Annotated in this window: 15 protein-coding genes; 2 read left to right on the forward strand and 13 right to left on the reverse strand. The window is 72.0% G+C overall.

What is annotated here, in order from left to right; genetic code table 11:
• A partial coding sequence (locus ABZ749_RS10635; RefSeq protein WP_357225747.1) for a LacI family DNA-binding transcriptional regulator occupies positions 1–716 on the reverse strand: 716 nt, incomplete at its 3' end.
• A gap of 145 nt (positions 717–861) precedes the next feature.
• On the opposite strand from ABZ749_RS10635, the gene ABZ749_RS10640 reads away from it, so the two are divergent.
• Positions 862–2967, forward strand: coding sequence for a glycogen debranching N-terminal domain-containing protein (locus ABZ749_RS10640; protein ID WP_357225750.1), 2106 nt, complete (start codon positions 862–864; stop codon positions 2965–2967).
• A 265-nt stretch (positions 2968–3232) separates the two neighbouring features.
• Here ABZ749_RS10640 and ABZ749_RS10645 read toward each other — a convergent pair whose 3' ends face one another.
• From ABZ749_RS10645 to truB, 7 genes are all read right to left on the reverse strand, one after another.
• The gene (locus ABZ749_RS10645) at positions 3233–3703 is read right to left on the reverse strand and encodes a GNAT family N-acetyltransferase (protein ID WP_357225754.1); all 471 of its coding nucleotides are present in this window, start codon (positions 3701–3703) and stop codon (positions 3233–3235) included.
• Positions 3704–3813: 110 nt separating this feature from the next.
• Positions 3814–4581, reverse strand: coding sequence for a 4-hydroxy-tetrahydrodipicolinate reductase (gene dapB, locus ABZ749_RS10650; RefSeq protein WP_357225757.1), 768 nt, complete (start codon positions 4579–4581; stop codon positions 3814–3816).
• Positions 4582–4766: 185 nt separating this feature from the next.
• Complete coding sequence (locus ABZ749_RS10655; protein ID WP_357225761.1) at positions 4767–6191, reverse strand: pitrilysin family protein; 1425 nt, start codon at positions 6189–6191, stop codon at positions 4767–4769.
• A 47-nt stretch (positions 6192–6238) separates the two neighbouring features.
• Positions 6239–8620: a polyribonucleotide nucleotidyltransferase gene (locus ABZ749_RS10660; RefSeq protein ID WP_357225763.1), complete on the reverse strand. Its 2382-nt coding sequence runs from the start codon at positions 8618–8620 to the stop codon at positions 6239–6241.
• A gap of 226 nt (positions 8621–8846) precedes the next feature.
• Positions 8847–9116, reverse strand: a complete 270-nt coding sequence (rpsO, locus tag ABZ749_RS10665; RefSeq protein WP_030337594.1) for a 30S ribosomal protein S15 — start codon at positions 9114–9116, stop codon at positions 8847–8849.
• 199 nt (positions 9117–9315) lie between these two features.
• Entirely contained in the window at positions 9316–10245 is a 930-nt protein-coding gene (locus ABZ749_RS10670) for a bifunctional riboflavin kinase/FAD synthetase (RefSeq protein WP_357208167.1), read from the reverse strand.
• A 76-nt stretch (positions 10246–10321) separates the two neighbouring features.
• Positions 10322–11224: a tRNA pseudouridine(55) synthase TruB gene (gene truB, locus ABZ749_RS10675; RefSeq protein WP_357225783.1), complete on the reverse strand. Its 903-nt coding sequence runs from the start codon at positions 11222–11224 to the stop codon at positions 10322–10324.
• Between the two features lie 198 nt (positions 11225–11422).
• On the opposite strand from truB, the gene ABZ749_RS10680 reads away from it, so the two are divergent.
• Positions 11423–12433, forward strand: coding sequence for a hypothetical protein (locus ABZ749_RS10680; protein ID WP_357225768.1), 1011 nt, complete (start codon positions 11423–11425; stop codon positions 12431–12433).
• Positions 12434–12454: 21 nt separating this feature from the next.
• On the opposite strand, the gene ABZ749_RS10685 is transcribed toward ABZ749_RS10680, so the two are convergent.
• The 5 genes from ABZ749_RS10685 to rbfA all read right to left on the reverse strand — a co-directional run bounded on the left by ABZ749_RS10685 (position 12455) and on the right by rbfA (position 16527).
• Positions 12455–13780 (reverse strand): MATE family efflux transporter, encoded by a 1326-nt coding sequence (locus ABZ749_RS10685; RefSeq protein WP_357225771.1) that lies wholly within the window; start codon positions 13778–13780, stop codon positions 12455–12457.
• Between the two features lie 494 nt (positions 13781–14274).
• Positions 14275–14484, reverse strand: a complete 210-nt coding sequence (locus ABZ749_RS10690; protein ID WP_181548655.1) for a DUF6186 family protein — start codon at positions 14482–14484, stop codon at positions 14275–14277.
• Positions 14484–14891, reverse strand: coding sequence for a hypothetical protein (locus ABZ749_RS10695; RefSeq protein ID WP_210784728.1), 408 nt, complete (start codon positions 14889–14891; stop codon positions 14484–14486). Before ABZ749_RS10695 ends, ABZ749_RS10690 begins: the two co-directional genes overlap by 1 nt.
• A 101-nt stretch (positions 14892–14992) precedes the next feature.
• Positions 14993–16042, reverse strand: a complete 1050-nt coding sequence (locus ABZ749_RS10700; RefSeq protein WP_357225778.1) for a bifunctional oligoribonuclease/PAP phosphatase NrnA — start codon at positions 16040–16042, stop codon at positions 14993–14995.
• Positions 16039–16527 carry a 30S ribosome-binding factor RbfA gene (rbfA, locus tag ABZ749_RS10705; protein WP_355009567.1) on the reverse strand — a complete coding sequence of 163 codons (489 nt, stop codon included), beginning with the start codon at positions 16525–16527 and terminating at the stop codon, positions 16039–16041. Before rbfA ends, ABZ749_RS10700 begins: the two co-directional genes overlap by 4 nt.
• Positions 16528–16793 lie beyond the last annotated feature (266 nt).

Consider the following 16793-nt stretch of genomic DNA (forward strand, 5'->3'; position numbering starts at 1 on the left):
AGCAGGTCACGCATCAGCCGCTCCCCCTCGGCGATGCCGTCCTCGGTCTCCCGGTGCAGCCCGGTCGGGTCGACGCCGGCTGCGCGCAGCGCGTCGCGCCAGCCGGCCCTCCGGTCGTCGCCGACGCCGGAGCCGTCGGGCCAGCCGATGAAGGCGATCCGCCGGTGGCCGGCGTCCAGCAGGCGCCGGGTGGCCTGGGCGGTGCCGGCGGCGCCGTCCACGTCCACCCAGGGGTGCGCGTCGAGCGCGTCCCACGGGCGGCCGAAGGTCACGAACGGTACGTCCCGGTCGGCGAGCCATTCGGTACGCGGGTCGCCGTACTTGGTGCCCACCAGCACGAACGCGTCCAACTCGTAGGTGCCGAGCAGGTCACCGTAGGTGGCGATCTCCCGTTCGTCGTCGGTGGCGGTGTAGAGCAGCACCCGGTAGCCGGCGGCGTCGGCGGTCTCGGTGAGGCCGTGCAGGAAGCGGTCGAGCACGGAGCCGTTGATGCCGTCGCGGGTCGGGTCGATGCGGGCGGCGATGAGGCGGGACCGGCCGGTGCGCATCTGTCGGGCGGCCTGGTTGGCCCGGTAGCCGAGCGCGTTGATCGCGTCCTGGACCCGCTGACGGGTCTCCTGCCGCACGATGTGCGGGCTGTTGAGGACGTTGGACACGGTCTGCCGGCTGACTCGGGCGTGCCGGGCCACCGTCGCGATGGTCACCTTTTCGGCCACTTAATCCCTCTCGCCATCTTGAACGATCCAATTTGGATAAGGCAGGATTGGATCGTTCAAGTTTCTGGAATGTTTCGCACTTTGCACCGCCAGGGGCGCGTTGTCAAGATGGCCGCCCCGCACCCCGAGGATCTGGAGCCACACCGTGATCGAACGCCAGCTGCAACCCCTCCTGCACGAGTTGGTAGGGGTGGTCTTCGCCCCGACCAGCGCGCTGGGGGACGCGACCGGGCAGATCCGCCCGACCGGCGTCCAGGGCGTCTTCCACGCCGACGCCCGGGTGCTCTCCCGCGCCGAGCTGCGGGTCGACGAACGGGAACTCGAGGGGCTGACCCGCGGCGACGACGGCCCACACGGTGCACGCTTCGTCGGCCTGGCCCGCTGGCTCGGCGACCCCACCCCCGACCCGACGGTCCGCGTCGACCGCCTGCGCCGGGCCACCCGCAACGGCCTCACCGAGGAGCTGCGGATCGTCTCCACCGCCACTGTCGACGTCAACGCCACCGTCACCGTCGACCTCGGCTGCGACCTGGCACCCATCGAGGCCGTCAAGTCCGGTGGCGCCGCCGCCGCGCTGGAGGCCAAGACCGGCCAGCCGGGCGTGCTCACCTGGTCGGGAGCGGGAATCACAGTCACCGTCACCGCTTCCGACGCGGACGTGCTGGCCGACGCCGATCGTGCGACCGCGCCACGGCTGGCGTGGCCGGTTCACCTGGCTCCCGGCGGCGAGACCGTGCTGCGCTGGCAGTTGACCGTCGAGGACCCGCGCGCCGTCGTCGTCGGCCCAGCCGGCGAGCCGGAGTGGTCCCGACCCGAGGTGACCGCCGACGACCGACGCCTCGTCCGACTGCTGGACCGCAGCCTCGACGATCTGCGTGGCCTCCGACTGGCCGAGACCGGCGCCCCCGGGGACGTGTTCCTCGCCGCCGGCGTGCCCTGGTTCCTCACCCTGTTCGGCCGGGACAGCCTCTGGGCCGCCCGGATGATGCTGCCGCTCGGCACCGACCTGGCCGCCGGCACCCTGCGCGTACTGGCCCGCCGGCAGGGCACCCGGTTCGACCCGGCAACCGGCGAGGCCCCCGGCAAGATCCTGCACGAGCTGCGCCGACACGAGTTCACGGTGCCCGGCAACGGCCTGCGCCTTCCGCCGGCGTACTACGGCACCGTCGACGCCACGATGCTCTGGGTCAACCTGCTGCACGACGCGTGGCGCTGGGGCATGCCCGCCGAGCAGGTCGAGCCCCTGCTGCCGCACCTGGAGGCGGCTCTGCGCTGGCTCGGCGAGCACGCCGACCCGGACGGCGACGGCCTGGTCGAGTACGTCGACACCACCGGGCACGGGCTGTCCAACCAGGGTTGGAAGGACTCCGGTGACGCCGTCCGATTCCGCGACGGCACCCTGGCCACCGCGCCGATCGTGCTGGCCGAGGTGCAGGGTTACGCGCACGAGGCGGCCGTGAACGGAGCCGCCCTCCTGGACGCCTTCGGCCGACCGGACGCCGACCGCTGGCGCGAGCACGCCGCCGCGCTTGTCGGCCGGTTCCGCAGGAGCTTCTGGGTCGACGGCCGCCACGGCCCGCAGCCCGCGCTCGCCCTCGACCGCGACAAGCGCCCGGTCGACTCGCTGACCAGCAACATCGGCCACCTGCTCGGCACCGGCCTGCTCGACCGGGACGAGGAAGCCCAGGTCGCGCACCTGCTCACCACGGACACCATGGCCGCCGGGTTCGGGCTGCGGACCATGTCCAGCGACGACGCCGGCTTCAGCCCACTGTCGTACCACTGTGGCTCGATCTGGACCCACGACACAGCGATCGTGCTCGGTGGGCTGGCCCGCGCCGGGCACCGGGAGGCTGCGCTCGGCCTGACCGAGGGGCTGCTCAGCGCGGCCGAGGCGTTCGACTACCGGATGCCGGAGCTGTACGGCGGTGACGACCGCTCACTGGTTAACCGGCCGGTGCCGTACCCGGCCGCGTGCCGACCGCAGGCGTGGGCCGCTACGGGTGCGGTGCTGCTGCTCCAGGCCGCCGCGGGGCTCTACCCGGACGTGCCGGGCGGCACGGTCCGACTGGCACCCCTGGCGGGAGCAGAGTTGGGCGCCGTAGCGGTCGACGGCCTCCGCGTGGCCAACACCCCGGTGCACGTGTCTGTCGACCGCACCGGCGAAGCCACTGTCACCAACCTCCCCACCCCACTAACCCCAACCCTCCCCACCCAACGCCGCCCAAATTCCCCAACCCACACCGCCTAACCCGTCCCTGCCCAGGCCGGCGCCCCGACCCCACCCCGCCCGGCCCCGCCCCACCCCTCGCCGGTCGATCATGAGTTGTGGTGAGCGACAGTTCCCTGTACGCCCCATGTTGTGAGGCACCACAACTCCATGATCGACGCCGGCCTAGGCCCGCCGCCCCGGCGATCTTGCAGTTTCGGTTGCCGTTAGGGGTGGGATGTTCTCTATGTCGCGACAGGAAGTGCTAGATCGCGGAGGGCAGGGGGGTCTCGGCATCGCCGGGGGGTCAGGGGGTTCGTTCGGCGATCAGCTCTTCGTCGTCGACAGCGCCTGTCGGGTGGAAGCCCAGGGACTCGTAGAGGGCGGCAGCCTGGGTGTTGTCGGGGTGGTACGACAGGCGGACCGGGGGGTTGCCCTCTCGGGCCGCCAGCCAGGGAGCCAGCGTCTGCACGGTGGCCCTGCCGACACCCTGGCCCTGCTCGGCGGCGTCGATCAGCATCCCGCCGATCCAGTGTGAGCCGTCGTCGTCCACGCCCCACATGACGTGACCGACGACGGTCTCGTCGGCGTACACCGCGAGCGAGTTCCACACCTCGGAGCGGGTGCTCAGCAGCAGATAGCGCGCGCCCAGCGCGGCCACGAAGCGGCGCTGGTCGTCACGTGGGGCGACGTCGGCCACCGCACGCCAGTTGTCGTCGTCTACCGGCCGCAGCGTCACTCGCCGCCCGCGCCGGTCCAGGTGTCCACCATCAATCATCGGCGGATGCTACCCGGTCCGCGTGCGGAGATCTTGGACAGTTTCCGTCAGCGCGCGACGGTAACTGTCCAGGATCTGCGCCAGCAACGAGGGAGCGGGAGAGTCTGAGCTCAGTCGAGCAGGGCGTCCAGGCCGACGGTGAGGCCGGGGCGGCTGCGCACCGCGCGGACGGCCAGCAGCACGCCCGGCATGAACGACACCCGGTCGTACGAGTCGTGCCGGATGGTCAGCGTCTCGCCGGTACCGCCGAACAGCACCTCCTGGTGGGCCACCAGGCCGGTGGCGCGCACCGCGTGGACGCGTACCCCGTCGATCTCGGCGCCGCGCGCACCCGGCACCTCGTCCTTTGTGGCGTCCGGGACCGGGCCGAGGCCGGCCTCGGCGCGGGCCTGGGCGATCTGCCGGGCGGTGTGGGTGGCGGTGCCACTCGGCGCGTCCAGCTTGCGCGGGTGATGCTGCTCGATGATCTCGACGGACTCGAAGTGTCGGGCTGCCCGCGCGGCGAACTGCATCATCAGCACCGCGCCGATACCGAAGTTCGGGGCGATGACCACGCCCACCTCGGGCCTGTCGGCCAGCCAGCCGCGCACCTGCTCCAGCCGCTGCTCGGTGAAGCCGGTCGTGCCGACCACCGCGCTGATGCCCTGCTCGATGCACCACTGGAGGTTGTCCATGACGACGTCCGGCGTGGTGAAGTCGACGACCACCTCGGCGGTGGAGATGGCGGAACGGTCGTCACCCTGGTCGATCGACGCCACCAGGGCGAGGTCGTCGGCGGCGTCGACCGCCTTACAGACCTCGATGCCCATCCGGCCACGGGCTCCGAACACGCCGACCCGCACCAGCCCGGCGGGGGCCTTCTCCTGCTCGTCAGTCACGGGGCACAACCTATCCCAATCGGGACGGGCCCTTCCGGCCGGATCCGGGGCATCCACCCGCCGGGATGCCACGCCCGAAAGGGTCGCACCGCGCTGCCGCAGAAGGACTCGGGCCACGCTGGGGACGAAAGAATTCGGCCCGCCCTGAGGACGGGAGGACTCAGACCGCGCAACGGCGGAAGGACTCAGACCGCGAAGTCGCCCGCACCGAAGGGGCCCACCACGGCCAACGACATCGGCCGGTTGAGCAACTCGGCGGCGAGCACGTTCACGTCCTCCACGGTGACCTCGTCGACCCGGCGGAGCAGCTCGTCGACAGGCATCAGGTCGCCGTAGAGCAGCTCACCCTTGGCCAGACGGCTCATCCGGGAACCGGTGTCCTCCAGGCCGAGCACGAACGAGCCCTTGCTCATCCCCTTGCCCCGGGCCACCTCGGCCTCGGTCAAGCCGTCGGCGGCCACCCGGGCCAACTCGGCGCGGGTCAGGGCCAGCACCTCGTCCACCTTGCCCGGCGCGCAGCCGGCGTAGACGGCGAACAGGCCGGTGTCGGCGTACTGGCTGGCGTAGGAGTACACCGAGTACGCGAGGCCACGCTGCTCGCGGATCTCCTGGAACAGGCGGCTGGACATGCCGCCGCCGAGCACGTTGTTGAGCACCCCGAGGGCGAACCGCCGATCGTCGAGCCGGTCGATGCCGGGGCAGCCGAGGATGACGTGTGCCTGCTCGGTCTCCTTCGGCTCCACCAGTGTGGTCGCCGGCTTGGTGCGTACCGGCGGGGTCGCCGCGCGGTGCGGCGCCGGGCTGGCCGGGTCGCTGTCCAGCGGGGTTCCGCGCACGGCCTGACGGACCAGCTTGACCACGGCGGCGTGGTCGAGGTTGCCGGCGGCGGCGATGACGATCTCCGGCGCGGTGTAGCGACCCCGGTAGAAGGTCTGGATCTGCCGCCGGGTCATCGGGGTGACGGTCTCCGCGGTGCCGGAGATCAGCCGGCCCAGCGGATGATCGCCGTAGACGGCCTGGACGAAGAGGTCGTGCACCTCGTCACCCGGCTCGTCGTCGTGCATGGCGATCTCCTCCAGGATCACGCCACGCTCGGTCTCGACGTCGGCGGGCTCCAACAGCGAGTCCGCGACCAGGTCGCACATCACGTCGATCGCCAGCGGCAGGTCCTCGTCCAGCACCCGGGCGTAGTAGCAGGTGTATTCCTTCGTGGTGAAGGCGTTGGTCTCGCCACCCACCGCCTCGATCTGCGAGGAGATCTCCAGTGCGGTCCGCTTGTGGGTGCCCTTGAAGAGCAGGTGCTCGAGGAAGTGCGCGGCACCGGCCTGCGGGCCGGTCTCGTCACGCGAGCCGACCGCCACCCAGATGCCGAACGAGACGCTGCGCATCGCCGGAATCGCCTCGGTGAGGACGCGCAGGCCGCTGGGCAGCACGGTACGTCGTACCGTGCCGCCCAGCGGGTCGTCGCTGAGCGTCCGGGTCACCGCGCGGGCGGTGCCGCCGGAGCGGCCCGCCCCGGTGTCCCGAACTCGACTCGCTTGGCTGGCCCGCCAGCCGGGGGCCACCCCCCGTCGATCCGGTGGAAACGGCGCGCTGATGGCCCGACTCACGACTTGCTCCCGGTTCGACGAGGGGTGGGTGATGCGTTGTGCGACGGTCAGCTGTGCCGGGTCCGACGGCGCGGACGCTCGCCGCCCTCGCCACCCTCGCCGCCGCCACCCTCGCCGCCGCGCTCCGGGCCACGCCCGCCACGGTCGCCGCCACGCTCGCGGTCGCCACGGTCACGCGGAGCCCGGTCGCCCCGGTCCCGACCAGCCGGCCGGTCGCCAGCGGCGGCCTCACCGGCGGCCGGAGCCTCGGTGCCCTCCGGGCGGACCTTGTCGAGGTAGATCTTGCCGCGGGCGTCGATGTCCGCGATCTCGACCTCGACCCGGTCACCGACGTTGAGGAAGTCCTCGACGCGCTCGACCCGCTTGCCGTCGCCCACCTTGGAGATGTGCAGCAGGCCGTCACGGCCCGGCAGGAGCGAGATGAACGCGCCGAACGCGGCGGTCTTGACCACAGTGCCGAGGAACCGCTCGCCCTGCTTCGGCAGCGTCGGGTTGGCGATGCCGTTGATCCGGTCGACGGCCGCCTGGGCCGACGGGCCGTTGGTGGCGCCGACGTAGATCGTGCCGTCGTCCTCGATGGAGATCTCGGCGCCGGTCTCGTCCTGGATCGCGTTGATGGTCTGCCCCTTCGGGCCGATCACCATGCCGATCTTGTCCACCGGGATCTTGACGGTGGTGACCCGCGGCGCGTAGTCGGACATCTCGGCCGGAGCCTCGATCGCCGCCTTCATGACGCCGAGGATGACCTGCCGGGCCTCGTTCGCCTGCTGCAACGCGGCGGCCAGCACGTCCGACGGGATGCCGTTGAGCTTGGTGTCGAGCTGGAGCGCGGTGACGAACTCCGGCGTGCCGGCGACCTTGAAGTCCATGTCACCGAACGCGTCCTCGGCTCCGAGGATGTCGGTCAGCGTCACGTACTGGGTCTTGCCGTCCACCTCGTCGGAGATGAGCCCCATCGCGATGCCGGCGACCGGCGCCTTCAGCGGAACACCAGCGGAGAGCAGGCCCAGCGTCGACGCGCAGACCGAACCCATCGAGGTGGAGCCGTTGGAGCCGAGCGCCTCCGACACCTGCCGGATGGCGTACGGGAACTCCTCGCGCGACGGCAGCACCGGGATCAGCGCGCGCTCGGCGAGGGCGCCGTGACCGATCTCGCGACGCTTCGGCGAGCCGACCCGGCCGGTCTCACCGGTCGAGTACGGCGGGAAGTTGTAGTTGTGCATGTAGCGCTTGCGGTTCTCGGGGGACAGCGTGTCCACCATCTGCTCCATGCGGAGCATGTTCAGCGTGGTGACGCCCAGGATCTGGGTCTCGCCCCGCTCGAACAGCGCCGAACCGTGCACCCGGGGCAGCACGCCGACCTCGGCGGTCAGCGCCCGGATGTCGCGCGGGCCACGCCCGTCCATGCGGACCTGCTCGCGCAGCACGCGGTTGCGCACCTCGGACTTGGTCAGCGACCGGAAGGCAGCGCTGAGCTCCTTCTCCCGACCCTCGAACCGAGCGCCCAGCTCCTCGGCGACCCGGGCCTTGACCCGGTCCAGGGCCTCCTCGCGGTCGGCCTTACCGGCGATGGTGATCGCCTCGGCCACGTCACCGCGAGCGAACTCGGCGACGGCGTCGTAGATGTCGTCCTGGTAGTCCAGGAAGACCGGGAACTCGGTGACCGGCTTGGCGGCGACCTCGGCCAGCTCGCTCTGCGCACGGCACAGCTCGCGGATCGCCGGCTTGGCGGCCTCCAGGCCGCTGGCGACGACCTCCTCGGTCGGGGCGGTGGCACCGGCCGAGATGAGAGCGACGGCGTTCGGGGTGGCCTCGGCCTCGACCATCATGATCGCGACGTCGCCGTCCTCGAGCGTGCGGCCGGCCACGACCATGTCGAAGGTGGCGCGAGCCAGCTCCTCCAGGGTCGGGAAGGCGACCCACTGGCCGTCGATGTGGGCGACGCGGGTCGCCCCGATCGGGCCGGAGAACGGCAGGCCGGAGAGCTTGGTCGACATCGAGGCGGCGTTGATCGCCACGACGTCGTACGGGTGCTGCGGGTCGAGCGCGAGGATGGTCTCGACGACCTGGACCTCGTTGCGCAGGCCCTTGACGAAGGACGGGCGCAGCGGCCGGTCGATCAGCCGGCAGGTGAGGATCGCGTCCTCGCTGGGCCGACCCTCACGGCGGAAGAACGAGCCGGGGATGCGGCCCGCGGCGTACATCCGCTCCTCGACGTCGACGGTCAGCGGGAAGAAGTCGAACTGCTCCTTCGGGTGCTTACCGGCGGTCGTGGCGGAGAGAACAACCGTCTCGCCCAGCTGGGCGATGACGGAACCGGCGGCCTGGCGAGCCAGCCGACCGGTGGAGAAGGTGATCTCGCGGGTGCCGAAGGACCCGTTGTCGATCACGGCGGTGCGGGATTCGGTGCCGAGTTTGGTCTCGGTCATGTGCTGTCGTGCTCCTTCGCGTCGTGGGCCCACGACATCGGGGAGCTGCTCAGCCGGCCGGTCTTCGATCGAAGCGCCCGGGTGGCCGGCATGATGCCGGGTTCCCGGGGGCCACTACCGGAGACCGGTACGCTGACCGGCTCCCTCTCGGGTGGTCGCGCGGCCCGTGTTTCTTCAGGTGGGACGCGGTACGGGGGAGTAGCCGACCGGCCACTCCCCCGTCACGTCACCGGCGCAGACCGAGCCGCTCGATGAGCGACCGGTAGCGGGCAATGTCCTTCTTCTGGACGTAGTTGAGCAACCGACGGCGACGGCCGACCAGCAGCAGCAGCCCACGGCGGCTGTGGTGGTCGTGCTTGTGCACCTTCAGGTGCTCGGTCAGCTCGGCGATCCGCTTGGTGAGGACCGCTACCTGGACCTCCGGCGAACCGGTGTCGCCCTCGGCGGTCGCGTACTCCGCGCGGATGCTGGCCTTGGCTTCCTGATCGAGCGCCATGTTCTCCCTGTTTCGATGGGTTGATCAAGTGGGTGTCCGTCGTCCCGATGGACCGGGAACGGACCGGTACCTCGCACCCGCGGCGTCGAGCAGGCACGCGAGGCCCCACGCCGGTCACCCGACGTCCCGGCAAGACTACCAGCACTCGCCGGTAACACCCGGCGAAGGGCCTCGGTGGCGGCCCGGCACCCCGGCACGATCAGGCCAGTACGCGCCGGGTGCGCTCGACGTCCTGATTCATCTGGGCGATCAACGGCTCGATCGAGTCGTACCGGATCTGGCCCCGCAGGTGCGCCACGAAGTCCAGGGCCAGCCGCTCGCCGTACAGGTCGCCGGAGAAGTCCAGCGCGTACGCCTCCACCCGTCGCTCCCGGCCGGAGAAGGTCGGGTTGGTACCCACGGACACCGCCGCCAGCAGCGGCTCGTGCTGACCGCGGCGGATCAGCCGGGCCGCGTACACGCCGTCGGCGGGCACCGCCGCGTACCGGTGGCAGAGCAGGTTGGCGGTGGGGAAGCCGAGCTCCCGGCCCCGCTGGTCGCCGCGGACCACGACGCCCTCCACCCGGTGTGGGCGGCCCAGCGCGCCGGCCGCCGCGCCCACGTCACCCGCGTCGACGCAGGACCGGATGTACGTGGAGGAGAAGACGGTGCCGGCCTCGGCGACCAGCGGGGCACCCTCCACGCCGAAGCCGAACGTCTGACCCAGCCGTTCCAACAACGCCACGTCGCCGGCGGCCCGGTGCCCGAAGCGGAAGTTGCCGCCGACCACCACCAACGCGGCGTGCAGGTGCTCGACCAGGACGTCGTGCACGAACTGCTCGGCCGGCACCCGGGAGAACTCCGGGGTGAACGGCACCACGCAGAGCACGTCCACGCCGAGCGCCTCGATCAGCTCGGCCTTACGGGCCGGCTCGGTGAGCACCGCCGGGTGCGAACCGGGGCGGACCACCTCGGCCGGGTGCGGGTCGAAGGTGACCACCACCGACTGCACCCCCAACTCGCGGGCCCGGGCCACGGCGTGCCCGATGGTCGCCTGGTGCCCCTTGTGCACACCGTCGAAGACGCCGATGGTGACCACCGAGCGTCCCCATCCGCCAGGCGCCGCGTCGTAGCCCCGCCACCGCTGCATGCCGTTCCTCTCTGCTGTCCCGCCGGCCGGCGGGTCGACACCGCCGGCTGCGGGCCGACGGACCTGCGCTGCGCTGTCAGGCCGGTGCGAGCACGATCTCCGCGCGGGCCCGTCCGTCCCGCTCGCTGACGATAGCGATCAGGCCGCCGGCCGGCCCGAAGACGGCGTACGGCCCGGAGAGGCCGGCCGGGTCCAACGGCCCACCGTGGGCGAGCACCCGGGCCTCGTCCGGCGTGGCCTCCCGGCGCGCGAAGAACCGGTCGGCCGCCGCGTCCAGTGGCAGGTTCACCACGTCCGGGGCGCGCTGTTCCAGCTCGTCGAGGGTCGCCGCCTCGGCGAGGGTGAAGCCGCCCACCGAGGTGCGCCGCAGTGCCGTGAGGTGCCCGCCGACGCCGAGCGCCAGGCCGGCGTCCCGGGCGATGGCCCGGATGTACGTGCCGGAGGAGCAGGTCACGTCCACGTCCACGTCCACCACGTCCGGCTCGGTGCGACGGATCGCCAGCACCTCCAACCGGGAGATGGTGACCCGCCGCGCGGGCAGCTCGACGCTCTCCCCGTCGCGGACCCGCTTGTACGCCCGCTGCCCGTCGATCTTGATGGCGCTGACCGCGCTCGGCACCTGGTCGACCTCGCCGCTCAGTCCGGCCAGCGCCGACCGGATCGCGTCGTCGGTGACCTGCCCGGCCGGCACGGTGGCGGTCACGTCGCCCTCGGCGTCGTCGGTGACTGTGGTCTGGCCGAGCCGGATCGTGCCGGTGTAGCTCTTGCCCGCGCCGATCACGTAGGTCAGCAGCCGGGTGGCCCGGCCGACACCGATCACCAGCACGCCGGTCGCCATCGGATCGAGGGTGCCGCCGTGCCCGACCCGTCGGGTCTTCGCCAGTCGGCGGATGCGCGCCACCACGTCGTGCGACGTCATGCCGCCGGGCTTGTCGACCACGATCAGACCATCGGTGCTCACGTCGGCCAAGCCTGCCAGATGGCCCGTACTCCGCGGGGCGTGGGCACGCCCTGCGTGACCCGAGCCTCCGCTCACGCGGTCTGAGCCACTCCGTCGGGACGAGGCGTCCATCCGGCGGAAGATCGAGCGGGGCAGCCGTGCCCGGGGCCCGCGTTGGTGCCCGGCACCTACCATCTGCTCGCACGCCACCAGCGGCGGCGAACTGACGGGGGAAGCATGGACAACACGTCGTCGAGCGAGCCCACACCGAAGGACCCGGTCGATCCGCCACCGCCGCCCGCCGCGGTAGCGCAGGTCAACCCGGTGCGGCTACCGGATTGGCTCCGCACATCGCAGACCGAGCACCAGCCGACCGGGTGGGACCGGGTCCGTTTCTTCTCGGCCCGGCACAACGGGGCCATGCTGCTCGGCCTCGGGCTGGTGCTGGCGCTGCTGATGGTCGTCGGCGGGGTGGTGTTGGTCGGTCGGGTCGCCGATGGTGTCCGCACGTCCGCCTCCGGGAGCCCCACACCGACCCTCACCCCGCCGGTGAGCAGGGTCGGCGAACCACGCGACCTGTTCGCCGGATCGCCGGCGGCCTCCTTCGCGCCTGCCGAGGAGGCCGTGCGGATGCCGGCGGCCAAGGGCGCCGGGCCGTTCACCGCGACCCAGGTGCGGACAGCGCTGGAGTCGGTGCGCAAGGCACTGGTCGAGGGTCGGGTCGACATCTCGATGTTCTCCGGGGATCCGGATCCGTTCCTCGCGCTGCTCGCCCCGGACGCTCGCGAACGGCTCCGGGGCGACTTCACCAATGGCAGCTTCCTGCGGTACGCCACCAGGATGGCGTCACCGTCGGAGTGGGAGTTCGGCGTCCGCGCCGACGGCCGGGTCAGTTACCGGGCCACCAGGCAGAACGGCATCCGACTGCTGGAGGTCTCCACGGAGTTCGTCTGGGCGTACCCCTTCGACGTGGACCTGCGGGCCCCCGCCGGCGCCACAGTGGTGGCGCTACGCGACCGGGTGGTGTGGCAGGTGCCGCACCCGGACGACGTGCCGGCTTCCTCCCGCGGCCTCTGGATCACCTCGGCGGAGGCCGTGACCTGGAACGCGGATTGCGCTCAGCTCCGTGAGGGCTGGGTGCGGGAGCAGTTCTGGATCGCCGATGTGCACCGGGACCGGATACCCGCGGGCGACCCGGGCACCATCTTCGACCTCGACGCGCCCGCGCCGACCACCACGCGCTGCTGACCGGCGGGCCCCGGCGACCGGTCAGCGGACCGCGCCGGTCACCGCCCACCTGCCGTTGCGCAGTCGCAGCAGCAGGGCGACCAGCCGGATCACCACGAACACTGTGAGCCCGGCCCAGATGCCGCCCAGCCCGAGATTGAGCGCGTACGCCAGCCAGATGGCCGGCAGGAAGCCGCCGAGCGCCGCCACGATGGTGAGGTTGCGCAGGTAACGCACGTCGCCGGCGCCGATCAGCACGCCGTCGAGGGCGAACACCACCCCGGCCAGCGGCAGCATGACGACGAACCACGGCCAGGCCACCATTGCCTGCTCGCGTACCCCGGCATCGGAGCTGAACCACGACGGCACCACGCCCGCGCCGGCGGCGACGAGCAGCGCGAAGCCCACGCCGCAGACGCCGCCGAGCAGCCCGACCCGGCGGGCGAGCGCCCGCGCACCCGCGTCGTCGCCGGCGCCGAGTGCGGCACCGACCAGGGACTGCGCGGCGATGGCGAGGGCGTCGAGGACCAGCGCGGTGAAGAACCAGAGTTGCAGGGCGATCTGGTGGGCGCCGACGGCGGCGGCGCCGAAACGGGCGGCGACGGCGGTCGCGGACAGGAAGCTGGCCTGGAACGCCAGCCCTCGGATCAGCAGGTCCCTGCTGAGCACCACTTGCTGGCGGATCACGCGAGGTTGAGGGCGCAGCGACACCCGTTCACCGACCAGGGCGGCGGCGAAGAGCACTCCGCAGAGCGTCTGCGCGACGACGTTCGCCACGGCCGAGCCGACCAGACCCAGCCCGCCGGGATAGACCAGCAGCGGGCAGAGCAGCGCGGAGAGCAGGTTGGGGCCGAGCACGAAGTACAGGGGGCGGCGAGTGTCCTGCACGCCGCGCAGCCAGCCGTTGCCGGCGGCGGCGAGGAGCAGGCCGGGAGCGCCGAGGGCCGCGATCCGCAACCACTGGGCGGCGGCGTCGGCGACCTCGCCACCACCACCGGCGAGGGTACGGGCGAGCGCGCCCCCGCCAAGCTGCATGCCGATCGCGATCAGCAGACCGACACCGAGCGCCAACCAGGACGACTGGACGCCCTCGGCGACGGCGGCGGCCCGGTCACCCGCGCCGAAGCGGCGGGCCGTGCGTCCGGTGGTGCCGTAGGCGACCACGGTGCCCACCCAGGCGGTGAGCGTCATGACCGTGCCGCCGACGGCGAGCGCGGCGAGCGGCACCCGGCCGAGGTGACCGACCACTGCGGTGTCGACCAGCACGTAGAGCGGCTCGGCGGCGAGCACCACGAGAGCCGGCAGGGCGAGCGCGGCGATCCGCCGAGGCGAGGCGGTTCGGTGGGCGGTGGTGACGGTCTGGCTCATCGCGGCCGATCCTGGCACGGCTGCGGTAAGGATCGCAATCCCGCCGACTACTTACCTTCGCCGGCGCGCCCGGATCTGGCCGAATCTCCCGCCCGCACCGATCTGAGGATCACCGTCGGCGGGGTCGGATCACTGGCGGGTGTCCATCGACGTCTGCAGCGCGCGGCGGGCCTGCTCGCGGGCGTCGTCGGTGGTGGTCTCGGGCTTGGGCTTGTTCGGCATGGTGGCGCTCCTCTTCCCAGGGCGTGAGCCGCCGACACGCGGCGGCCCTCACGGGCGGTCCTGCTGAGCGCCCCACGGCGGTCCGGGGTTACCGGAGCAGCCGACTGGGCAGCGTGAGCCCGGGTCGATCCGACCCTGGAGGGAGGCAGCGCGGGGTGTGGCACCACCGCCCATGACCTGCACCGCCAGGCGGTACCGGCCTTCTCCCAAGTTATCGTTCAGGTCCACATACTGCTTACGGTTCCCGCCATTTGGACGGTCGGCAACCCGGCTCAGCGAGCCAGGAAGTGCCAGCCCAGCCACCACCAGAACCCGAACAGACCGATCCGGCCCACCGGCACCGAACCGACCTCATAGCGCATCACGTAGGCACAGACCTCGCCAAGGGTGGGGATCCGCGACCCCTCCCGCCGGGCCATCCACTCGACCACCGCGAAGAGGATCAGCGCGGCGAGGAAGCCGCCGATCGCGAGCGCGCGCATCATCGCCGCACCAGCCCCCAGAAGGCGGCCAACCAGGCGAACCAGGCTGCCGACCTGGTCAGTTGATCCTCCAGGAGAGGATCGGCCAGCCGGGAGAAGGTGGGGAAGTCATCGCCGGCGGCCAGCACGAAGGTCACGCCCTCGAAGACCCCGAAGACCACCACCGGCACCGCCCACCAGGCCGCTCCCGCGCCCAGTCGGCGCGGCGCCGGCCGGCGGGGCACCCGGTTGCTCAGACCGAGCCAGATCAGCACCCCGCCCGTCCCGAGGGTGAACAGATTCGCCTCGGTCGAGAAGGACGCGAACCGGCCACCGACGAGCGAGAGGCAGACGAGGACGGGAACGGAGACGGCGGGCCGGTCCCAGGCGCGGGGGGCCTCCACGGTGAGGTCGTGCGGCTGCTCCATCCCGCAATTCTTCCCGGTATCACGGAACGCGGGAAGACCAACACTCCCCGGAGCTGACCCTGATCTTCCAGACCGACAGATCGATGGCGGCCGAAGGCGCGTCAGCCGATCAGCGCCGCGTCCAGCTGACCGCGGATCGACTCGACCACCTGTTCGACGGTGCCCCGACCGGTGAACCCGGCCGCGAACGTGTGCCCACCACCACCCAGCGCCACCGCGACCCGACTGACGTCCACAGCGCCCTTGCTGCGCATCGACACCGCCCACTCGGCCGGCCTGGTCTGCTTCACCACACAGCTCACATCCGCCTCGGCGGTGCAGCGCACGGAGTCGATCAGCGCCTCCAGCACGTACGGCCGCTGGTCGTGCCGGGACAGGTCATCGAGGGTGGCGAAGGTCCAGACCAGACCCCGACCTCCGGCGGCGGCCGGCTCCAGTCGAGCCCGGCCGAGCACCTCACCGAAGAGGCGGACCGCGCCGAAGGGCCGGGTGTCGAAGACCTGCCGGGAGATGTCACCCGGTGAGATCCCGGTCGCCAGCAGTCGGGCGGCCATCTGGTGCACCGCCGGAGTGGTAGCCGCGAACCGGAAGGAACCGGTGTCAGTGGTCAGCGCCACGTAGAGGCACTCGGCGATGGCCGGATCCACCACCACCCCGAGCCGGGCCAGCAGTTGCTCGACCACGACCGACGTGGCCGCCGCCCCCGGGTCGACCAGGTTGACGGTGCCGAAACCGGGGTTGGAGGCGTGGTGGTCGAGCACCAACGCCGCACCCGCCGACGACAGCCGCCCGGCCAACTCGCCGAGACGCGACTCGCTCGCCGCGTCGAAGCAGATCACCAGATCGGGCGCCGGGTCGGCGGCGTCCGCCGGGACCAGCAGATCCAGACCCGGCAGCCCCCGGAACGGCTCCGGCACCTCCGGCGGCCCGGGAAAGGTCGCCTGCACGTCGCGTACGCCGAGCTGCCGCAGGCCCAGACCGAAGCCGAGCATGCTGCCCAGCGCGTCGCCGTCCGGATTGATGTGGCAGATCAGCAGCACCCGGGCGGTCGGCGGGAGAGCCCGCACCAACGCCTCGGCCTCGGCCCACGCCGCCTCGGTCGGGCCGAGCCCGGTCGAGGCGACGAACGCTGCGCTGGCGGTGCTGGTCACCGCGCTTCCCCACCCCGCGGGGTCTCCTTGACGTCGGCCTCGTCGGCCTCGTCCGTCTCGTCGTCCTCGTCATCCACCCGGTACGGCTGGGCCTCACCCGCGTACTTCGCCTGGGCGGCGAGCCGCTGCACCTCGGCGTCGGCGTTGCGGGCGGCGGCGAGCAGGTCGTCGATGTGCTTGACCTGGTCCTGCACGTCGTCGAGGACGAACGCGAGCGTCGGCGAGTGGCGCAGCCCGAGCGCCTTGCCGACAGTGCTGCGCAGCATCCCCTTGGCGCTCTCCAGCGCCGCCGCGGTGTCCGCCTGGGCCACCGAGTCCCCGAGCACCGTGTAGAACACCGTCGCGTCACGCAGGTCAGCGGTAATCCGGGCGTCGGTGATGGTGATCATCCCGAGCCGCGGGTCCTTGATCTGGCTCCGCACCACCGACGCGACCAGCTCACGCACCCGTTCCGCGTGCCGGCGTACCTTGGCCGGATCAGACATCTCGCCACCTCCACGGCGTCCTGCTTCCGGTCGACCCGGCGACCCGGAGGCCGCCGGCCGACCGGCCAACATCTCGAACATTACCTTCGGGGCCGCTCCGGTCGCCCGGGCACAGCCGGCACCATGGTCAGTCGTCGTCCGCACCGTAGAGCCGGCGTCGAACCGACAGCAACTCGACCTCGGGGCGATTGGCCACCAGGCGCTCACAGGTGCAGGAGGCGTACGTCCGGGCGTGGCAGCGCTGGTCGACGATCAGCGGGTACGAC

Source organism: Micromonospora sp. NPDC047753 (assembly GCF_040642735.1).
Taxonomy (GTDB): Bacteria; Actinomycetota; Actinomycetes; order Mycobacteriales; family Micromonosporaceae; genus Micromonospora.

Coding starts and splice junctions, on each gene's coding strand:
- ABZ749_RS10690 (WP_181548655.1), bottom strand. CDS start 14,484: ATGCGCGCGCTCGCGATCGGCGGCTTCCTCGCCGCGCTGATCCTCTTC.
- ABZ749_RS10645 (WP_357225754.1), bottom strand. CDS start 3,703: ATGATTGATGGTGGACACCTGGACCGGCGCGGGCGGCGAGTGACGCTG.
- ABZ749_RS10695 (WP_210784728.1), bottom strand. CDS start 14,891: ATGGAGCAGCCGCACGACCTCACCGTGGAGGCCCCCCGCGCCTGGGAC.
- rpsO (WP_030337594.1), bottom strand. CDS start 9,116: ATGGCGCTCGATCAGGAAGCCAAGGCCAGCATCCGCGCGGAGTACGCG.
- ABZ749_RS10660 (WP_357225763.1), bottom strand. CDS start 8,620: ATGACCGAGACCAAACTCGGCACCGAATCCCGCACCGCCGTGATCGAC.
- rbfA (WP_355009567.1), bottom strand. CDS start 16,527: ATGTCTGATCCGGCCAAGGTACGCCGGCACGCGGAACGGGTGCGTGAG.
- ABZ749_RS10670 (WP_357208167.1), bottom strand. CDS start 10,245: ATGCAGCGGTGGCGGGGCTACGACGCGGCGCCTGGCGGATGGGGACGC.
- ABZ749_RS10680 (WP_357225768.1), top strand. CDS start 11,423: ATGGACAACACGTCGTCGAGCGAGCCCACACCGAAGGACCCGGTCGAT.
- ABZ749_RS10685 (WP_357225771.1), bottom strand. CDS start 13,780: ATGAGCCAGACCGTCACCACCGCCCACCGAACCGCCTCGCCTCGGCGG.